Source organism: Pseudomonas orientalis, assembly GCF_022807995.1.
GTDB lineage: Bacteria > Pseudomonadota > Gammaproteobacteria > Pseudomonadales > Pseudomonadaceae > Aquipseudomonas > Aquipseudomonas orientalis_B.
In genome coordinates this window covers 2,770,375-2,786,199 of the sequence record NZ_CP094351.1, presented here as the reverse complement: position 1 = coordinate 2,786,199, position 15,825 = coordinate 2,770,375, and the positions used below count along the sequence as shown (strand labels likewise).

The following is a 15,825-nucleotide window of genomic DNA, read 5'->3' as shown; positions in this document are numbered from 1 at the left end:
GTGAACAAGGCTCACCCGCCCCTGCTCAACGCCACGATCCGTCTACAGTCACTCGGCTTGGGGCTCCTGGCACTGCTGTTATTCATCGCCGGCAACTGGCACCAGGCAATTATCGGCTTCGACTCGCGCTTTGTGGTGTTTGCCCAGGAGATGCTGCGCCACGGGCCGAGCTTCTTTCCTACCACCTACGGGCAGCCATATGCGGACTACCTGGCCACCTCCACCCTGCTGACCTGGCTGTTGTCCCTGCCATTGGGCCAGGTCACCAGCCTCACCGCCTGGCTGCCCAGCGCCGTCGCTTCGGCTTCAATCGTGGTGCTGGTGTATCGCCTCACCGCGCCCTATTCCCTGCGCTGGGGCCTGCTGAGCATTGCCATGTTGCTGCTCAGCAGCACCTTTATCAGCGAAACCCGCGCCGTCTCTCTGGACCAGATGCTGGCGGCCGTGACCCTGGCGGTGTTTTACCTGGGTTATGCCCGTGATCATTTCTCTGCGGCCAAGCGCCTGCACTGGGTGTTTGCGCTGTTGATGCTCGGCTTTGCGATTCGCGGGCCGATTGGCCTGGTAATCCCTACCGGGGTGCTGTGCAGCTACTACCTGATCAACCGTCAATGGCGCCAGTTGTTCAGCTTCGGGCTGCTCGCACTGGCGCTGCTCGCGGCATGTATCGGCCTGCTGTTGCTGCTGGCCAAGCTCAGCGGTGGCGAAGACTTCATGCATGACGTGATTCGCATGCAGTTCCTGGGACGCATGGATGGCAGTGAAGGCTCCGGCGGCGTGCTGTATTACTTCACCAGCTCCCTGGGCAACTACGCGCTGGCCTACCCGGTAGCGCTTCTGGTGTTGCTGGCCGTTGTGAGCCGCGGCCGCCAAGCGCCGGACCCGGCGTTGAAACTGGTGCTGTACTGCGCGGCGGCGGGCGCGTTGGTCATGCTGGGCTTGTCGGTGCCCCAGGCAAAAAAGGCGCGTTATATCCTGCCGATGCTGCCGATGGCCGCGATCATTGCTGCTTATCCGTTCCAGGTCGCCCAGGGTCGCCTGTTCAGCGGGTTGCGCGGCTTGATGCTGGTGCTGTGGACGCTGTTGCCCGCGCTGTTGATGATCGGCCTGATCGCGGCGCGACGCCGTTACCCGCAGCTGCTGGCCGATCTGGGGCTGATCTTCGGCCTGCTCGCGGTGCTTCAGGGGTTGGCGTTGCTGGCGCTGTTCAAGGCGCGACTGCGTGCGCTCGGCCCGGCATTCGCCGCAGTGGCGGCGGTCTGGATGACTTACATAGCGGTGGTCGAACCGTTGGCGCGCAGCCTTTACGACACCCGCACGTTCACCCTGGCGGCCAGGGAGCAGATCCTGCAACAACCGGCGCCGTTGGTATTGCATGCGTTAGGCAAAGACGCAAAGGCCATCAAGTTCATGGTCAACTTCAATTGCGACAAGGTCCCACTGTTTACCCAGTTGCCCGCCGAGCTCCAGCCTGTCCAGGCGCCGGCCTGGCTGGTGATGAGCCAGGCTGACTTCGAAAGCCTGACTGACCCGCGCTTGCGTTCGCTTACGCCGACGCTTACCGGGGCGTTCGATAAGACCCCGTATGTGTTGCTGCACCTGGAAAAAAACACCTCTCTTTGATCGTGTTCTCAACGAACTCGTAAGAAATAACGCCCACTTATAAAACCGTGGGCGTTTTTCATCAAAATTACCGAGAAAACACCTACAGAGCTTTGCGTAAGGACCGCTGCACTTTGCCTTCCGGCGCCTGGAACCCGACTGTAGACTCGCTTGCCAAGTGTATTAATTATTTACCACCTGCATCGGTGCTGTCTTGAACCGCTGCGGTCAGCGAACCTGCATAACAACAAGGAGGGCAATGTCATGGGAGAGGATGGCTTAGCTGTAGCGGCGCCGAGACTGGATCGTCTGATGGGGCTACGCAATGCTCTGGTGGCGTTGAAGGGACCGCTGGCCGACGAGCCGGGCATGCAGGAGAACCTGCAAAAACGCCTGTTCAACGAAGAGGTCGACAGCCGTGTGCTGGGCAAGATCAGCCTGCCAAGCCATCAGGGCAACGGTCGGATCCCGTTCGGCGACGCGCCTTGAATACATAATTTTTGCATTCAAGCCTCATTAATATGCATTGGCGCCGCTGCGACGTAGTCGGCACACTGCATCTGTTCCTTCCCCCAATCAACGTTGGAACCTTCAAAGGGCTTACCCGGGAAACCAGGCAAGCCTTTTTTTCGCCCCCCGTTTCAGGACCCTTTTTCAATGCTTGCTCGCTGGTTACCTGCCGCCATCAATACCCGTCCCTTTGAATGGAGTCGCGCCGCAATCGGCATGGCCTTGGGCACAATGCTCAGTGTCTGGGTGTGCGCCCAGGTATTTGGCATGGACGTGGCCCTGCACCTGCTGGGCCCGCTGGGCGCGTCGGCGGTGCTGCTGTTCGCCGTGTCGTCGGGAGCACTGGCGCAGCCCTGGTCGATCATGGGCAGTTATCTGTGCGCGGGCATCGTGGCCTTGCTGGTGGCGCGAGTATTGGGACGAACCCTGGGCAGTGCTTGCCTGGCGGCGGGCATGACCGTCGTGCTGATCTGCTGGCTGCGCTGCCTGCATCCACCCGCCGGTGGCCTGGCCATGACGCTGGTATTGGCCGACCCTGCCTCCATCGCCCTCGGCTGGCACGAACTGGCACCGGTCATGCTCGGCGCCGGTGCCCTGCTGACGTGCGCATTGGCTTATAACAACGCCACCCGCACGCGCTATCCCAAGGCGCCTGCCGAACCGGCGCCGGTCGTGATCGGCAGTGCGCCCGTAACCGACCCGGCCATCACGGCAGCAGACCTCAAGCTGGCATTGGCCGATATGGAACAGTTCTTCGACGTCGAGCCCACGGCGCTGGAAGCATTGATTCATACCGCCGAAGGCCATGCGCGACGCCGCAGCATCGGCGAAGTCCTGGCCAGCCGGGTGGTGTAATGCGCGCTGCATAAATGCAACAACGACCTGCATGATTCCGGGTTGTACGCGGCAAATTTGCGCTGGTACGATCACGCGATAGTTCGCCCCCGAACATTTTGATAAAGAACAATAAAAGCAGGGAGTTAGTGATGACTGCTCAGGTGACCTCCGAAGCAAGCCACACCGATATACAGCAGGAAGCTGTACTGAGCGAGGTGCGTAACCATCTGGGTTACCTCACCCTCAACCGTCCCGCCGGTTTGAACGCCATCACCTTGGACATGGTGCGGCGGATGACCACGCAGTTGCAGGCCTGGGTCGATGACCCGATGGTCTATGCCGTGGTGCTGCGCGGTGCCGGCGACAAGGCCTTTTGTGCCGGCGGCGATATCCGTTCCCTGTACGACAGTTTCAAGAGTGGCGACACCCTGCATGAAGACTTCTTCGTAGAGGAATACGCACTCGACCTGGCTCTGCACCGTTACCCCAAACCCGTCCTGGCATTGATGGACGGCTTTGTGCTCGGCGGTGGCATGGGCCTGGTGCAGGGCGCCGACCTGCGCGTGGTGACCGAGCGCAGCCGCCTGGCGATGCCGGAAGTGGCCATCGGGTATTTTCCGGATGTGGGCGGCAGCTACTTTCTGCCGCGCATCCCCGGTGAGCTGGGGATCTATCTTGGCGTCACCGGCGTGCAGATCCGCGCGGCGGACGCCCTGTACTGCGGCCTGGCGGATTGGTACTTGGACAGCACCAAACTGACCGAGCTTGCGCAAAAGCTTGATAGCCTGCAATGGCGCGACTCGCCCCTCAAGGACCTGCAAGGCGTGCTCGCCCGGCTGGCCGTGCAGCAATTGCCCGATCCGCCGCTGGCAGCCTTGCGTCCGGCGATCGACCATTTCTTCGCCTTGCCGGACGTGCCGAGCATCGTCGAGCAACTGCAGCAAGTCACCGTCGCCGACAGCCATGATTGGGGCATGACCACCGCTGACTTGATGCAAACCCGCTCGCCTCTCGCCATGGCGGTGACCCTGCAGATGCTGCGCCGTGGGCGCCATCTGCGCCTGGAGCAGTGCTTCGCCCTGGAACTGCACCTGGACCGCCAGTGGTTTGCACGTGGCGACCTGATCGAAGGGGTTCGCGCCCTGATTATCGATAAGGACAAAAAACCGCAGTGGAACCCGCCATCGGTTCATGCGCTGGACGCCAGCCACGTCGACAGCTTCTTTCGTGACTTCGCGCAGATTGGGAAATAAGCCATGCAAGATCTTGAATATACAGAAGAACAAGTGATGATTCGCGACATGGCACGTGACTTTGCCCGTGGCGAAATAGCCCCCCACGCCCAGGCCTGGGAAAAGGCTGGCTGGATCGACGACGCGCTGGTGACCAAGATGGGCGAGCTGGGCCTGCTCGGTATGGTGGTCCCGGAAGAATGGGGCGGTACCTACGTGGATTACGTGGCGTATGCCCTGGCCGTGGAGGAAATTTCCGCGGGTGACGGTGCCACTGGCGCTTTGATGAGTATCCATAATTCAGTGGGTTGCGGCCCGGTCCTCAACTACGGCACAGAGGCACAGAAGCATGCCTGGCTGGCCGCACTCGCCAGCGGCAAGGCCATCGGCTGCTTCTGTCTGACCGAACCCCAGGCCGGCTCCGAAGCCCACAACTTGCGCACCCGTGCCGAACTGCGCGACGGCCAGTGGGTGATCAACGGTGCCAAGCAGTTTGTCAGCAACGGCAAGCGCGCCCAGTTAGCCATTGTGTTTGCCGTGACCGACCCGGAACTGGGCAAGAAAGGCATATCTGCGTTTCTGGTGCCTACTGACACCCCGGGCTTTGTGGTCGACCGCACTGAACACAAGATGGGCATTCGGGCATCGGACACCTGCGCGGTGACCTTCAACCAATGCGCGGTGCCCGAAGCGAACCTGCTGGGCGAGCGTGGCAAAGGCCTGGCCATCGCCCTGTCCAACCTGGAGGGAGGGCGTATTGGCATCGCCGCCCAGGCCCTGGGCATCGCGCGTGCTGCCTTTGAAGCGGCATTGGCCTATGCCCGTGACCGGGTGCAGTTCGACAAAGCGATCATCGAACACCAGAGCGTGGCCAACCTGCTGGCCGACATGCAAACCCAGTTGAATGCGGCACGCCTGCTGATCCTGCATGCCGCGCGCCTGCGCAGCGCCGGCAAGCCGTGCCTGTCGGAAGCGTCCCAGGCCAAGCTGTTCGCCTCGGAAATCGCCGAAAAAGTCTGCTCCAAGGCGATGCAGATTCATGGCGGGTATGGGTATCTGGAGGACTATCCGGTGGAGCGTTACTACCGGGATGCACGGATCACCCAGATTTACGAAGGCACCAGCGAGATTCAGCGAATGGTGATTGCCAGGGAACTGAAGAACTACCAACTCTGACTGGCACCCAGGGGCAAAACTGTGGGAGGGGGCTTGCTCCCGATGACGGTAGATCAGTCAATATCCTGGTTGACTGTCACACCGCCATCGGGGGCAAGCCCCCTCCCACATTGGATCTTCAGTGTTGTCATAGCCTGGATTACCTGCGTTGAATATCGGCGCCTGGCGAATCACGCAGAACTACCAGCTCTGACTGACACACAGGAGAAAACTGTGGGAGGGGGCTTGCCCCCGATTGACGGCAGATCAGTCAATGTCTTGGTCGACTGTCACACCGCAATCGGGAGCAAGCCCCCTCCCACATTGGATCTCCATCGAATGTGAGAATTTCGTTATTTGTCCTCGAACGTCGGCGCTCGCTTGGCCACGAACGCTGCCATCCCTTCCTTCTGATCCTGGGTCGCAAACGCGGCATGGAACACCCGGCGCTCGAAACGCACGCCTTCGGACAGGCTCACTTCAAACGCGCGATTTACGCTTTCCTTGACCATCATGCTGATCGGCACCGATTTACCGGCGATCAGGGTGGCGACTTTCAAGGCTTCGTCCAGCAGTTCGTCAGCAGGCACGATGCGTGCGACGATGCCGCAGCGTTCTGCTTCCACCGCGTCGATAAAACGCCCGGTCAGGCACATTTCCATGGCCTTGGCCTTACCCACCGCCCGCGTAAGGCGCTGAGTGCCGCCCATGCCGGGCAGTACGCCAAGGTTGATTTCCGGTTGACCAAACTTGGCGCCGTCACCGGCCAGGATAAAGTCGCACATCAGGGCCAGTTCGCAGCCGCCGCCAAGGGCAAAACCGTTCACTGCGGCGATGATCGGCTTGCGGCGGTTGGCCACGCGGTCGCTGTCGCTGAACAGGTCGTCCAGGTAGATTTGCGGGTAGGTCAGCTCAGCCATTTCCTTGATATCGGCGCCGGCGGCAAAGGCTTTCTTCGAGCCGGTCAGCACGATGCAGCCGATCTGCGGGTCGGCTTCCAGGCCATCCAGCGCCTGGTTCAACTCACTGACCAGTTGGGCGTTCAAGGCGTTCAGCGCCTGCGGGCGGTTGAGGGTGATCAGCCCGACGCGGCCCTGGACTTCGAGCAAAATGGTTTCGTAACTCATGTATCGGCTCCTTAAAGATTGCGTGAGATGACCATGCGCTGGATATCGCTGGTGCCTTCGTAAATCTGGCAGACCCGCACATCGCGGTAGATCCGCTCCAGGGGGAAGTCGCTCAGGTAACCGTAACCGCCCAGGGTTTGCAAGGCGGCCGAGCAGACTTTCTCGGCCATTTCTGACGCGAACAGCTTGGCCATGGACGCCTCGACCAGCGCTGGCTTGCCGCTGTCGCGCAGAGCTGCCGCGTAGTGCACCATCTGCCGGGCCACGGCGATTTGCGTGGCCATGTCCGCCAGGCGAAAGGCCACGGCCTGATGTTCAACCAGGGCCTTGCCGAAGCTTTCACGCTCACGGGCGTAGTCCCGGGCCGCTTCAAACGCCGCGCGGGCCATGCCCACCGCTTGCGCGGCAATGCCCACACGGCCGCCTTCCAGGTTGGCCAGGGCGATCCGGTAGCCCTCGCCCTCCTCGCCCAGGCGGTTGGCGAGCGGTACCTTCAAGTCTTCAAACAGGATCTGGCACGTATCCGACGCGTGCTGCCCCAGCTTGTCCTCGACCCGCGCCACGCTGTAGCCCGGCGAGTCGGTGGGCACGATAAACGCACTGATGCCGCGCTTGCCCGCCGCCGGGTCGGTGACCGCAAACACAATCACCACCCCGGCGTTCTGCCCCGAGGTGATGAATTGTTTGCAGCCGTTGAGCACGTAATGATCGCCTTCAAGGCGCGCGCGGGTTTTAAGACTGCTGGCGTCGGAGCCGGCCTGGGGTTCGGTCAACGCAAAAGCGCCAAGCATCGCTCCGCTGGCCAGGGGCTTGAGGAACTGCTCTTTCTGCTGGTCATTGCCGAACTTGAGGATCGGCACGCAGCCCACCGAGTTGTGCACGCTCATGATGGTCGAGCAGGCGCCATCGCCGGCGGCGATTTCTTCCAGGGCCATGGCGTAGGCCAGGTAACCGGTGTCGCAGCCACCCCATTGTTCCGGCACCAGCATGCCGAAAAAGCCCAGTTCGGCCATCTCACCCATGGCCTCCCGGGGAAAGCGATGGTCGCGGTCCCATTCGGCGGCGAACGGTTTCAAGCGTTCCTGGGCAAATTGCCGGGCCGCGTCGCTGATTTGCAGTTGTTCGTCATCAGGCAGCATGGTCAGTCCTTAATACAGGCATTCAACGGCCATGGCCGTGGCTTCACCGCCGCCGATGCAGATCGCCGCAACGCCGCGCTTGAGGCCTTTCTGGCGCAGGGCCGAGAGCAGCGTCACCAGGATGCGTGCGCCCGAGGCACCGATCGGATGGCCCAGGGCACAGGCGCCGCCATGCACGTTGACCTTGCTGTGGGGAATCTCCAGTTTGCTCATGGTGACAAGGCTGACCACCGCGAACGCTTCGTTGATCTCGAACAGGTCGACATCTTCCAGGCTCCAGCCGGTTTTGCTCATCAACTTACGGATCGCCCCCACAGGCGCCACCGGAAAAAGCCCCGGCTCATCGGCAAACGCCGCGTGTCCATGAATCACTGCCACAGGTTTGAGGCCGCGCTTTTGCGCCTCGGACTCGCGCATCAGCAACAGCGCGGCTGCACCATCGGAGATCGAACTGGAGTTGGCTGCGGTGACCGTGCCGCCTTCGCGGAAAGCCGGTTTCAGCCCGGCGATCTTGTCCAGCCTGGCCTTGGGTGGCTGTTCGTCATGCAGGATGGTTTTCTGCTCTTTGCCGACGGTGACCTGCACCGGGACGATTTCGGCGGCGAAACTGCCATGGGTAATGGCCTCCTGCGCGCGCGTCAGGGAGGCAATCGCAAAGGCGTCCTGGGCTTGGCGGGTAAACCCGTTGTGCTCGGCGCAGTCTTCGGCAAAGGTCCCCATCAGGCGGCCCTTGTCGTAGGCGTCTTCCAGGCCGTCGAGGAACATGTGGTCGAGAACCTTGCCGTGCCCCATGCGATAGCCGCTGCGCGCGCGGTCGAGCAGGTACGGCGCGTTGGACATGCTTTCCATGCCGCCGGCGATCACCACGTCGACACTGCCGGCGCGCAACGCGTCGTGAGCCAGAATCGCCGCTTGCATGCCGGAGCCGCACATCTTGTTGAGCGTGGTGCAACGGGTGGATTTGTCCAGCCCGGCGCCCAACGCGGCCTGGCGCGCCGGTGCCTGGCCGAGGCCTGCGGGCAGTACACAGCCAAACAGCACTTCGTCGACGGCGTCGGTGGCGATACCTGCGCGCTCGACCGCCGCACGAATCGCAGCGGCGCCCAGTTGCGGTGCGGTCAGCCCCTTGAGGTCACCCTGGAACGCGCCCATGGGCGTGCGCACGGCGCTGACGATAACGATAGGATCGTTCATGAAGATACCTCCTTACTTGGCAGCCATGCGCAAGGCGCCGTCGAGACGGATCACCTCGCCGTTGAGCATGCTGTTTTCAATGATATGCCGCACGAGCGCCGCATATTCGGCGGGTTTGCCCAGGCGTGGCGGGAACGGCACGCCGGCGGCCAGGGACTCGCGTACTTGCGGGGTCATGCCGGCCATCATCGGGGTTTCGAAAATGCCGGGGGCGATGGTCATCACCCGGATACCGAAACGTGCCAGTTCGCGCGCGGCCGGCAAGGTGAGGCTGGCAATCGCACCCTTGGAGGCGGCATACGCGGCCTGGCCGATCTGCCCGTCGAACGCGGCCACCGAGGCGGTATTGATGATCACACCGCGCTCGCCATCGGCATTCGCGTCGGTTTCAGCGATCGCCGCAGCGGCCAGGCGCAACAGGTTGAAGCTGCCGATCAGGTTGACGTTGATCACCTGGGCAAAGCTGGCCAGGGCGTGCGGGCCGTCCTTGCCGAGAATCTTCTCGCCACGTACCACACCGGCGCAGTTGACCAACCCGTGCAAACCATCAAAGGCGGCAACGGTTGCCTGTACGGCGGCTTCGGCAGCCGCTTCCTGGCTGATATCCGCCACGCTGCTGCGGGCGTTGTCGCCAAGCTGGCTGGCCTTGGCGGCAACGGCGTCGGCGTTGAGGTCCACCAGCATGACCCTGGCGCCCGCCGCGATCAGCATGTCAGCGGTGGCCGCGCCGAGACCGGAAGCGCCGCCGCTGACCAGGAATACCTTGTTTTCAATGTGCATCATTGTTTCCTTTTGAACGGATCACGCCACGGCCGCCTGGGCCTTGGCGATTTCCTGATTACGCAAGATAAAGCGTTGCAGCTTGCCGCTGGGGGTCTTGGGCAAGTCGCTGACGAATTCGATTTCCCGCGGATACGCATGGGCCGCCAGGCGTTGACGCACGTGCAGGCGCAATTCTTCGGCGAGCTCCGGGGTGGCGCGGTATTGCTCGTTGATCACCACAAAGGCCTTCACCAGTTCGGTGCGCTCCGGGCACGGCTTGCCGACCACGGCGGCCTCGATCACGGCCGGGTGTTCGACCAGCGCGCTTTCCACGTCGAACGGCCCCACGCGGTAGCCGGAGGTGGTGATCACATCATCACTGCGCCCGACAAAACTGATGCTGCCGTCCGGGTTCAGCTCCACGGTGTCGCCACTGAGATAGTACTTGCCGACAAAGGCTTTGGTTTTCACGCCCTCATAGCCCGCGAACCAGCACATCGGCGATTGCTCGCGGTCGATGGCCAGAATGCCGGGCTGACCGGCGGGCAATTCCTGGTGGTTGTCATCCAGCACCACGATGCGATGCCCGGGCGAAGCGAACCCCGCCGAGCCGACATGTACCGGATGCGCCAGGCCATGGTGATTGCACAGCACCATGCCCAGTTCGGTCTGCCCGTAGTGGTCGTGGATGGTCACACCGAGGTTGTCGGCGAACCAGCGAATCACCTCGGGGTTCAACGGCTCGCCGGCGCTGCTGACGATGCGCAACCGGCCCTTGACCGAACGCGCGAACTGCTCGCCGCCGGCAATCAACAGTCGATACGCGGTGGGCGAGCCGGTCAGGTTGGTGATGCCGTATTTGTTGATGACCCGGCAGGTGCTTTCCAGGGTGAAAGGGCCATCGTAGAAGGTAATCGGATGCCCCATGGACAGCGGCCCGGTCACGCCGAAGTAAATGCCGTAGGCCCAGCCCGGATCGGCCACGTTCCAGAACGCGTCTTCGGGGCGCAGGTCCACCGCGTCGCGGGTATAGGCCTGGAATGCAACCATCGCCTTGAGCGGCACGGACAGGGCTTTGGACGGCCCGGTGGTGCCCGAAGTGAACATCAGCAGGAACGGTTCGTCCCCGCTCAGCAGCACGGGCTCGCAGAGAGCGGAATAAAGAGGCAGTTCGGCCCAGAAGCTGAAATCGCCGCGCACCAGGCCTTCGCCTTTGGCCCCGGTGACCGTGACGATGGTCGGGCAGCCTTGCACTTCGGCGAGCTTGGGCCGATTCACCGCATCGGTGACCACCAGGGCGGCACCGGAACTGTTCAGGCGATGCTCAATGGCCTTGGGCCCGAACGCGGTGAACAAGGGTTGATAGACCGCGCCGATACGCCAGGTGGCAAACACCACCACCAGCAGCTCGGCCGTGCGTGGCAGCAGGCCGGCGACTTTGTCGCCGCGCTTGATGCCCTGGCCCAGCAGGAAATTGGCGAAGCGTGCGGCCTGCTCCTGCAAGTCGGTAAAGGTGACCGTGGCGCTGCGCCCGTCCTTGCCTTCCCAGAACAGCGCAATGCGCCCAGGCAGCGCGTGCCGGTCACAGCATTCCACACAGGCGTTGAGCGCCTGCAGGTTGCCGGCCAGCGTAATGTCGACGGTGTGCTGGTAATCGAATTCGGTGGTGGCGGCCAGGTAATCACGCATCGCTTCGGTTCCTTGTGTGTTTTTGTTTTAAGGACACTTTTCAACCAGGTCAATCGCTCGCAAATAGTCGCTCCGCGGCGCTGCCAGCAGCAATGGTCAAAGCCGCCAAGATGGCTGACTGGTTTGGCCAATCAGGTTTGACACTCGCCTTGCACTGGCCGAAGCTTGAGACTTTGTACCCGTACCCTGCCTTCGGACGCCTGCATGTCAAAGTCACGCCGTTACTCCATCATCGGCCTGTGCGCCCTGTTGTCGATCGTGTTGATCACCTGGTTTTTTTCCCGCGCAACGCCCGTGGCCGTGCCTCCCGCGATCGCTCACGGTTATTCCAAAGCCTTGAAGCAGGCACGCAACGGGGAGCCGGGGGCGGCGCGGGTGTTGTATCAACAGCTGGGACGACCGGACCTGTCACCGGAACGGCGCGCCGCGCTGCATGCCGAGCTGCCTAACTACCCCAGCCCCCAGGCATTGAAGCTGGCGGATAAAGACTTGGCCGATGACTCGCCCGTGGTGCGTGAAGCGGCGATCCACAGCATTGTCGGCCTGGTACCGACCGGCCAGCGCACCTTGCTGCTGGGCCCGGTGCTGGAGGATCCCGAACAGGAAGTACGCTTTGCCGCCGCCAACGCCCTGCTCGGCCTGTCGCCGGACACTCTGGGCCTGTACTTCGGCCCGCTGCAGCAAGTGCTCGACGAATTCGCCAAAACCCTCAAGGCCCAGCCCGAGACCGCCGAAAGCTGGATTCAATTGGCGCGCCTCTATATCCACAGCGCCCGGCTGCCAGATGCGCAAAACGCGCTGCAGCAGGCCATGCGCCTGCAACCGGACAATCTGCAAGCGGTGGTGGCGCAGATCGAGCTGCTGGATAAACAGGGCAAGACCGAAGAATCGCGCCAGTTGCTGGCGCAGCAACTGGCGGCGCACCCGGGATCTGCCTACCTGCAACACGCTCTGGGCATGTGGCTGCTGCACCATGGCGAGCGTCCCTATGCCCTGCTCGGGCTGTCCAAGGCGGTAGAGCTTGAGCCGGACAACCAGGATTACCGCTACGACCTGGCTACCACGCTGCACGATCAAGAGGAACTCGAGGCGGCCCAGCGGCAGTTGGAAGAGATCGTGCAGCGTCACCCGGCCAATCGGAAAGCGCGTGTGCTGCTGGTCAATTACTGGAAAGAAAGCGGCCAATTGCAGAACGTCCAGGTGCTGCTGGCACAGCTGGAACAACAGAATCCGGACGATCCGGCGCTGCAGCAAGGTTTGTGACCCCCCTCAAAAAATGTGTAAAAAGTCGTCAGGCGCCTTACAAATAATCCAAAACGTTGAACCGCCACAGGCCGATAGGGTCAAGTGAATATGACGCGCCCAACGGCGCGCACCGAACTCGTACGTGACCTGAGGGCACTTCTTGTCTACATCAACTTCGCTTTTAAGTGAAAAGGCAGCCACCGGCATCGATGGTCTTGATGACATTCTTTCCGGGGGGCTATCGCGCAGCCATCTGTTCCTCCTGGAAGGCGAGCCTGGCACGGGCAAAACCACCGTCGCCCTGCACTTCTTGCAGGCAGGCGCAAAAAACGGTGAAAAATCGCTGTATATCACCTTGTCCGAAACCGAACATGAGCTGCGCCAAGGGGCCAAGTCCCATGGCTGGGATCTGGACGACAACATTCATATCTTCGAATTGACCCCGCCGGAAAGCCTGCTCAACGCCGAGCATCAGCAGAGCTTGCTGTATTCCTCGGACCTTGAATTGGGCGAGGCCACGCGGCAGATTTTCGAGGTGGTGGAACGGGTCAAGCCCACACGCGTGGTGGTCGACAGCCTCTCGGAAATCCGCCTGCTGGCGCAAAGCTCCCTGCGCTATCGTCGGCAGATCCTGGCGATCAAGCATTATTTCGTGCGCTATGACGCCACGGTACTGCTGCTTGACGACCTGACCACCGAATCCCTCGATAAGACCGTGCACAGCGTGGCCCATGGCGTGATTCGCCTGGAAGAACTGACGCCCAACTACGGTGCCGAGCGTCGCCGGGTGCGGGTGGTCAAGTACCGCGGCCAGAAGTACCGGGGTGGTTTTCATGACTTCACTATCATGGGCGACGGCATCCACGTGTTCCCACGCCTGGTGGCGGCCGAACATCGAGGGGGCTACACGCGCCAGACCATGAGCAGTGGCATTGCCGAACTCGATGCCCTGATGGGCGGCGGCGTCGAGACCGGCTCGAGCAGCCTGATCCTCGGCCCGGCCGGTACCGGCAAATCGCTGATTTCCATGGTGTTCGCCGCCGCTGCGGTAGAGCGTGGCGAAAAAGCTGCGCTGTTCATCTTTGACGAAGAGATGGGCTTGCTGTTCGAACGCATGAAGAACATGGGCATCGACCTGGCTGCGCTGCAAGCGACCGGCAACCTGTTGATCGAACAGGTCGACGCTGCCGAGTTGTCCCCCGGCGAGTTCTCGCATCGGGTACGCCGCTGCGTGGACGAAGGCGGCATCAAAACCGTGGTGATCGACAGTATCAACGGCTACCAGGCGGCCATGCCGGAAGAGAACGCATTGATCCTGCATATGCACGAACTGCTGCTGTACCTGAACCGCCGAGGCGCCGCGACGTTCATGACCGTTGCCCAGCATGGCCTGGTCGGCGATATGCAGACACCGGTTGATATCACCTACCTGGCCGATACCGTGATCCTGCTGCGTTACTTCGAGGCGCTGGGCAAGGTCCGCCGGGCCATTTCCATCATCAAGAAGCGCACCGGTACCCACGAATCGACCATTCGCGAATACCGCATCAGCAGTAATGGCATGACCGTCGGCCAACCCCTGGATAATTTCCAGGGCGTGCTGCGCGGCATCCCGATCTATATGGGCGCCGGCTCGCCTCTGCTCAAGGAAGAGGAAGTGTGACGTCTCTTTCCCCTGTCTCTGAACGCGCCATTATTCTCGCGCCTTTGGGCCGCGACAGTTCATTGGCGCTGATGATGCTCAATGAGGCCGGCTATCAGGGTGTGGTCGCCGGCACTCTCACCGACTTGTGCGAAGTGCTGAATGAGGGGGCCGGCCTGCTCATTATTGCGGCTGAAGCCTTGCGCGGCGCGGACATGGAACCCCTGCTGGAGTACCTGCATCAGCAACCGGCCTGGTCGGACCTGCCCATTGTGCTGATGACCCATCACGGCGGCAGCGAGCAGAACGGTTCCTCGCACTTGAGCGGGCTATTGGGCAACGTCACGTTTCTCGAGCGCCCTTTCCACCCAATCACCTTGATCAGCCTGGTCAGTACCGCGCTGCGCGGGCGGCGGCGGCAATACGAAGCGCGCGACCGATTGGTCGATCTGAGCGCCAGTGAGTTGCGCCTGCAACGCACCCTGGAAACCCTCGAGCAGCAGGTGGAAGAACGTACCGCGCAATTGCGCAGCAATGAAGAAGCCCTGCGCCAGTCACAGAAAATGGAAGCTGTCGGCCAATTGACCGGCGGCATCGCCCACGACTTCAACAACATGCTGACCGGGATCATCGGCAGCCTGGAACTGCTGCGACGGCGTGTAGCGCGGGGCAAGCTGGACGATCTGGACAGCTTGATCGACCTGGGTGTCACCTCGGCCAACCGTGCCGCCGGCCTTACCCACCGCCTGCTGGCGTTTTCGCGCAGGCAGTCGTTGGACCCGAAACCCGTGCAGATCAATCAACTGGTCACTTCCATGGGCGAATTGCTGCAGCGCAGTATCAATGAAAGCATCTGCCTGCAAATGCGCCTCAGCGACAGCCTCTGGACGGCAGAGGCCGACCCGAATCAACTGGAAAGCGCCCTGCTCAACCTGGTGATCAACGCCCGTGATGCGATGCCCAGCGGCGGCAGCCTTACGGTGGAAACCACCAACCGCCACCTCGACAGTGTGTTCACCGCCGCCTATGGCACCTTGAGCCCTGGCGACTACGTTGAGCTGAGTGTCAGTGACACCGGTTGCGGCATTCCAGAAAGCGTCATGGGCCGGGTGTTCGACCCGTTCTTCACCACCAAACCGATCGGCCAGGGCACCGGGCTGGGCTTGTCGATGATCTATGGATTTGCCCGTCAATCCCGTGGGCACGTCACCCTGCACAGCGAAGTCGGTATAGGCACCACCGTCAGCTTGTTCCTACCCCGCTTTGTGGGTGAGTTCGTCGCTGACGCAGTGGTAAACCCGGCCATGCTTCCATTCGCCAATGACGGTGAAACGGTATTGATCGTTGAAGATGACCCGGCTGTGCGGGTGCTTGTCAGCGCCGTCCTGAAAGAGTTGGGCTATGCCTTTGTCGAAGCCGGTGACGCGACCACTGCGGTGCCGATCATCGAATCTGATCAGCGCATTGACCTGTTGATCAGTGATGTGGGCTTGCCCGGCATGAACGGTCGGCAACTGGCGGAAATCGGGCGGCAATTGCGCCCGGAACTGAAGGTATTATTTATCACCGGCTACGCCGAGCATGCGGCGGTGCGCGGTGGCTTTCTTGATCCGGGGATGCAGTTGATCACCAAGCCGTTTACGTTCGATTTGTTGACGGCGAAGGTGCGGGAGATGATTCGGGCGTGATGG

At 61.8% G+C, this 15,825-nt stretch carries 13 protein-coding genes; 8 read left to right on the top strand and 5 right to left on the bottom strand.

Annotated features, from left to right (window positions below; translation table 11 throughout):
- The 5 genes from MRY17_RS12330 to MRY17_RS12310 all read left to right on the top strand — a co-directional run bounded on the left by MRY17_RS12330 (position 1) and on the right by MRY17_RS12310 (position 5,357).
- On the top strand, positions 1–1,623 hold the full coding sequence (locus tag MRY17_RS12330) for an ArnT family glycosyltransferase (protein WP_191952788.1): 1,623 nt from the start codon (positions 1–3) through the stop codon (positions 1,621–1,623).
- Positions 1,624–1,914: 291 nt separating this feature from the next.
- Positions 1,915–2,091, top strand: a complete 177-nt coding sequence (locus tag MRY17_RS12325) for a hypothetical protein (RefSeq protein ID WP_243353854.1) — start codon at positions 1,915–1,917, stop codon at positions 2,089–2,091.
- 168 nt (positions 2,092–2,259) lie between these two features.
- Positions 2,260–2,967 (top strand): HPP family protein, encoded by a 708-nt coding sequence (locus MRY17_RS12320; protein WP_243353853.1) that lies wholly within the window; start codon positions 2,260–2,262, stop codon positions 2,965–2,967.
- 131 nt (positions 2,968–3,098) lie between these two features.
- On the top strand, positions 3,099–4,202 hold the full coding sequence (locus MRY17_RS12315; RefSeq protein ID WP_181284279.1) for an enoyl-CoA hydratase/isomerase family protein: 1,104 nt from the start codon (positions 3,099–3,101) through the stop codon (positions 4,200–4,202).
- A 3-nt stretch (positions 4,203–4,205) separates the two neighbouring features.
- Positions 4,206–5,357 carry an acyl-CoA dehydrogenase family protein gene (locus tag MRY17_RS12310; protein ID WP_243353852.1) on the top strand — a complete coding sequence of 384 codons (1,152 nt, stop codon included), beginning with the start codon at positions 4,206–4,208 and terminating at the stop codon, positions 5,355–5,357.
- Positions 5,358–5,689: 332 nt separating this feature from the next.
- On the opposite strand, the gene MRY17_RS12305 is transcribed toward MRY17_RS12310, so the two are convergent.
- Genes MRY17_RS12305 through MRY17_RS12285 form a run of 5 tightly spaced genes read right to left on the bottom strand, consistent with a single transcriptional unit; the run spans position 5,690 to position 11,247 of the window.
- A complete protein-coding gene (locus MRY17_RS12305; protein ID WP_181284277.1) occupies positions 5,690–6,463 on the bottom strand; it encodes an enoyl-CoA hydratase in 774 nt (257 codons plus the stop codon).
- An 11-nt stretch (positions 6,464–6,474) separates the two neighbouring features.
- Positions 6,475–7,602: an acyl-CoA dehydrogenase gene (locus tag MRY17_RS12300; RefSeq protein ID WP_243353851.1), complete on the bottom strand. Its 1,128-nt coding sequence runs from the start codon at positions 7,600–7,602 to the stop codon at positions 6,475–6,477.
- A gap of 9 nt (positions 7,603–7,611) precedes the next feature.
- Positions 7,612–8,796, bottom strand: a complete 1,185-nt coding sequence (locus MRY17_RS12295) for an acetyl-CoA C-acyltransferase (protein WP_243353850.1) — start codon at positions 8,794–8,796, stop codon at positions 7,612–7,614.
- A 12-nt stretch (positions 8,797–8,808) separates the two neighbouring features.
- Complete coding sequence (locus MRY17_RS12290) at positions 8,809–9,576, bottom strand: SDR family NAD(P)-dependent oxidoreductase (protein WP_243353849.1); 768 nt, start codon at positions 9,574–9,576, stop codon at positions 8,809–8,811.
- A 21-nt stretch (positions 9,577–9,597) separates the two neighbouring features.
- A complete protein-coding gene (locus tag MRY17_RS12285; RefSeq protein ID WP_191955419.1) occupies positions 9,598–11,247 on the bottom strand; it encodes an AMP-binding protein in 1,650 nt (549 codons plus the stop codon).
- Between the two features lie 204 nt (positions 11,248–11,451).
- Here MRY17_RS12285 and MRY17_RS12280 point away from each other — a divergent pair, with 204 nt between their 5' ends.
- The 3 genes from MRY17_RS12280 to MRY17_RS12270 all read left to right on the top strand — a co-directional run bounded on the left by MRY17_RS12280 (position 11,452) and on the right by MRY17_RS12270 (position 15,822).
- Positions 11,452–12,510, top strand: a complete 1,059-nt coding sequence (locus MRY17_RS12280; RefSeq protein ID WP_243353848.1) for a HEAT repeat domain-containing protein — start codon at positions 11,452–11,454, stop codon at positions 12,508–12,510.
- A gap of 142 nt (positions 12,511–12,652) precedes the next feature.
- Positions 12,653–14,155 (top strand): ATPase domain-containing protein, encoded by a 1,503-nt coding sequence (locus MRY17_RS12275; RefSeq protein WP_181284271.1) that lies wholly within the window; start codon positions 12,653–12,655, stop codon positions 14,153–14,155.
- Positions 14,152–15,822 (top strand): ATP-binding protein, encoded by a 1,671-nt coding sequence (locus MRY17_RS12270; RefSeq protein WP_181284270.1) that lies wholly within the window; start codon positions 14,152–14,154, stop codon positions 15,820–15,822. Before MRY17_RS12275 ends, MRY17_RS12270 begins: the two co-directional genes overlap by 4 nt.
- The last annotated feature ends 3 nt before the right edge of the window (positions 15,823–15,825 follow it).

Bases quoted from the DNA above. Each gene is read 5' to 3' on its own strand.
- MRY17_RS12325 (WP_243353854.1), top strand. From the start codon at position 1,915: ATGGGGCTACGCAATGCTCTGGTGGCGTTGAAGGGACCGCTGGCCGAC.
- MRY17_RS12320 (WP_243353853.1), top strand. From the start codon at position 2,260: ATGCTTGCTCGCTGGTTACCTGCCGCCATCAATACCCGTCCCTTTGAA.
- MRY17_RS12315 (WP_181284279.1), top strand. From the start codon at position 3,099: ATGACTGCTCAGGTGACCTCCGAAGCAAGCCACACCGATATACAGCAG.
- MRY17_RS12310 (WP_243353852.1), top strand. From the start codon at position 4,206: ATGCAAGATCTTGAATATACAGAAGAACAAGTGATGATTCGCGACATG.
- MRY17_RS12305 (WP_181284277.1), bottom strand. From the start codon at position 6,463: ATGAGTTACGAAACCATTTTGCTCGAAGTCCAGGGCCGCGTCGGGCTG.
- MRY17_RS12300 (WP_243353851.1), bottom strand. From the start codon at position 7,602: ATGCTGCCTGATGACGAACAACTGCAAATCAGCGACGCGGCCCGGCAA.
- MRY17_RS12295 (WP_243353850.1), bottom strand. From the start codon at position 8,796: ATGAACGATCCTATCGTTATCGTCAGCGCCGTGCGCACGCCCATGGGC.
- MRY17_RS12290 (WP_243353849.1), bottom strand. From the start codon at position 9,576: ATGCACATTGAAAACAAGGTATTCCTGGTCAGCGGCGGCGCTTCCGGT.
- MRY17_RS12285 (WP_191955419.1), bottom strand. From the start codon at position 11,247: ATGCGTGATTACCTGGCCGCCACCACCGAATTCGATTACCAGCACACC.
- MRY17_RS12280 (WP_243353848.1), top strand. From the start codon at position 11,452: ATGTCAAAGTCACGCCGTTACTCCATCATCGGCCTGTGCGCCCTGTTG.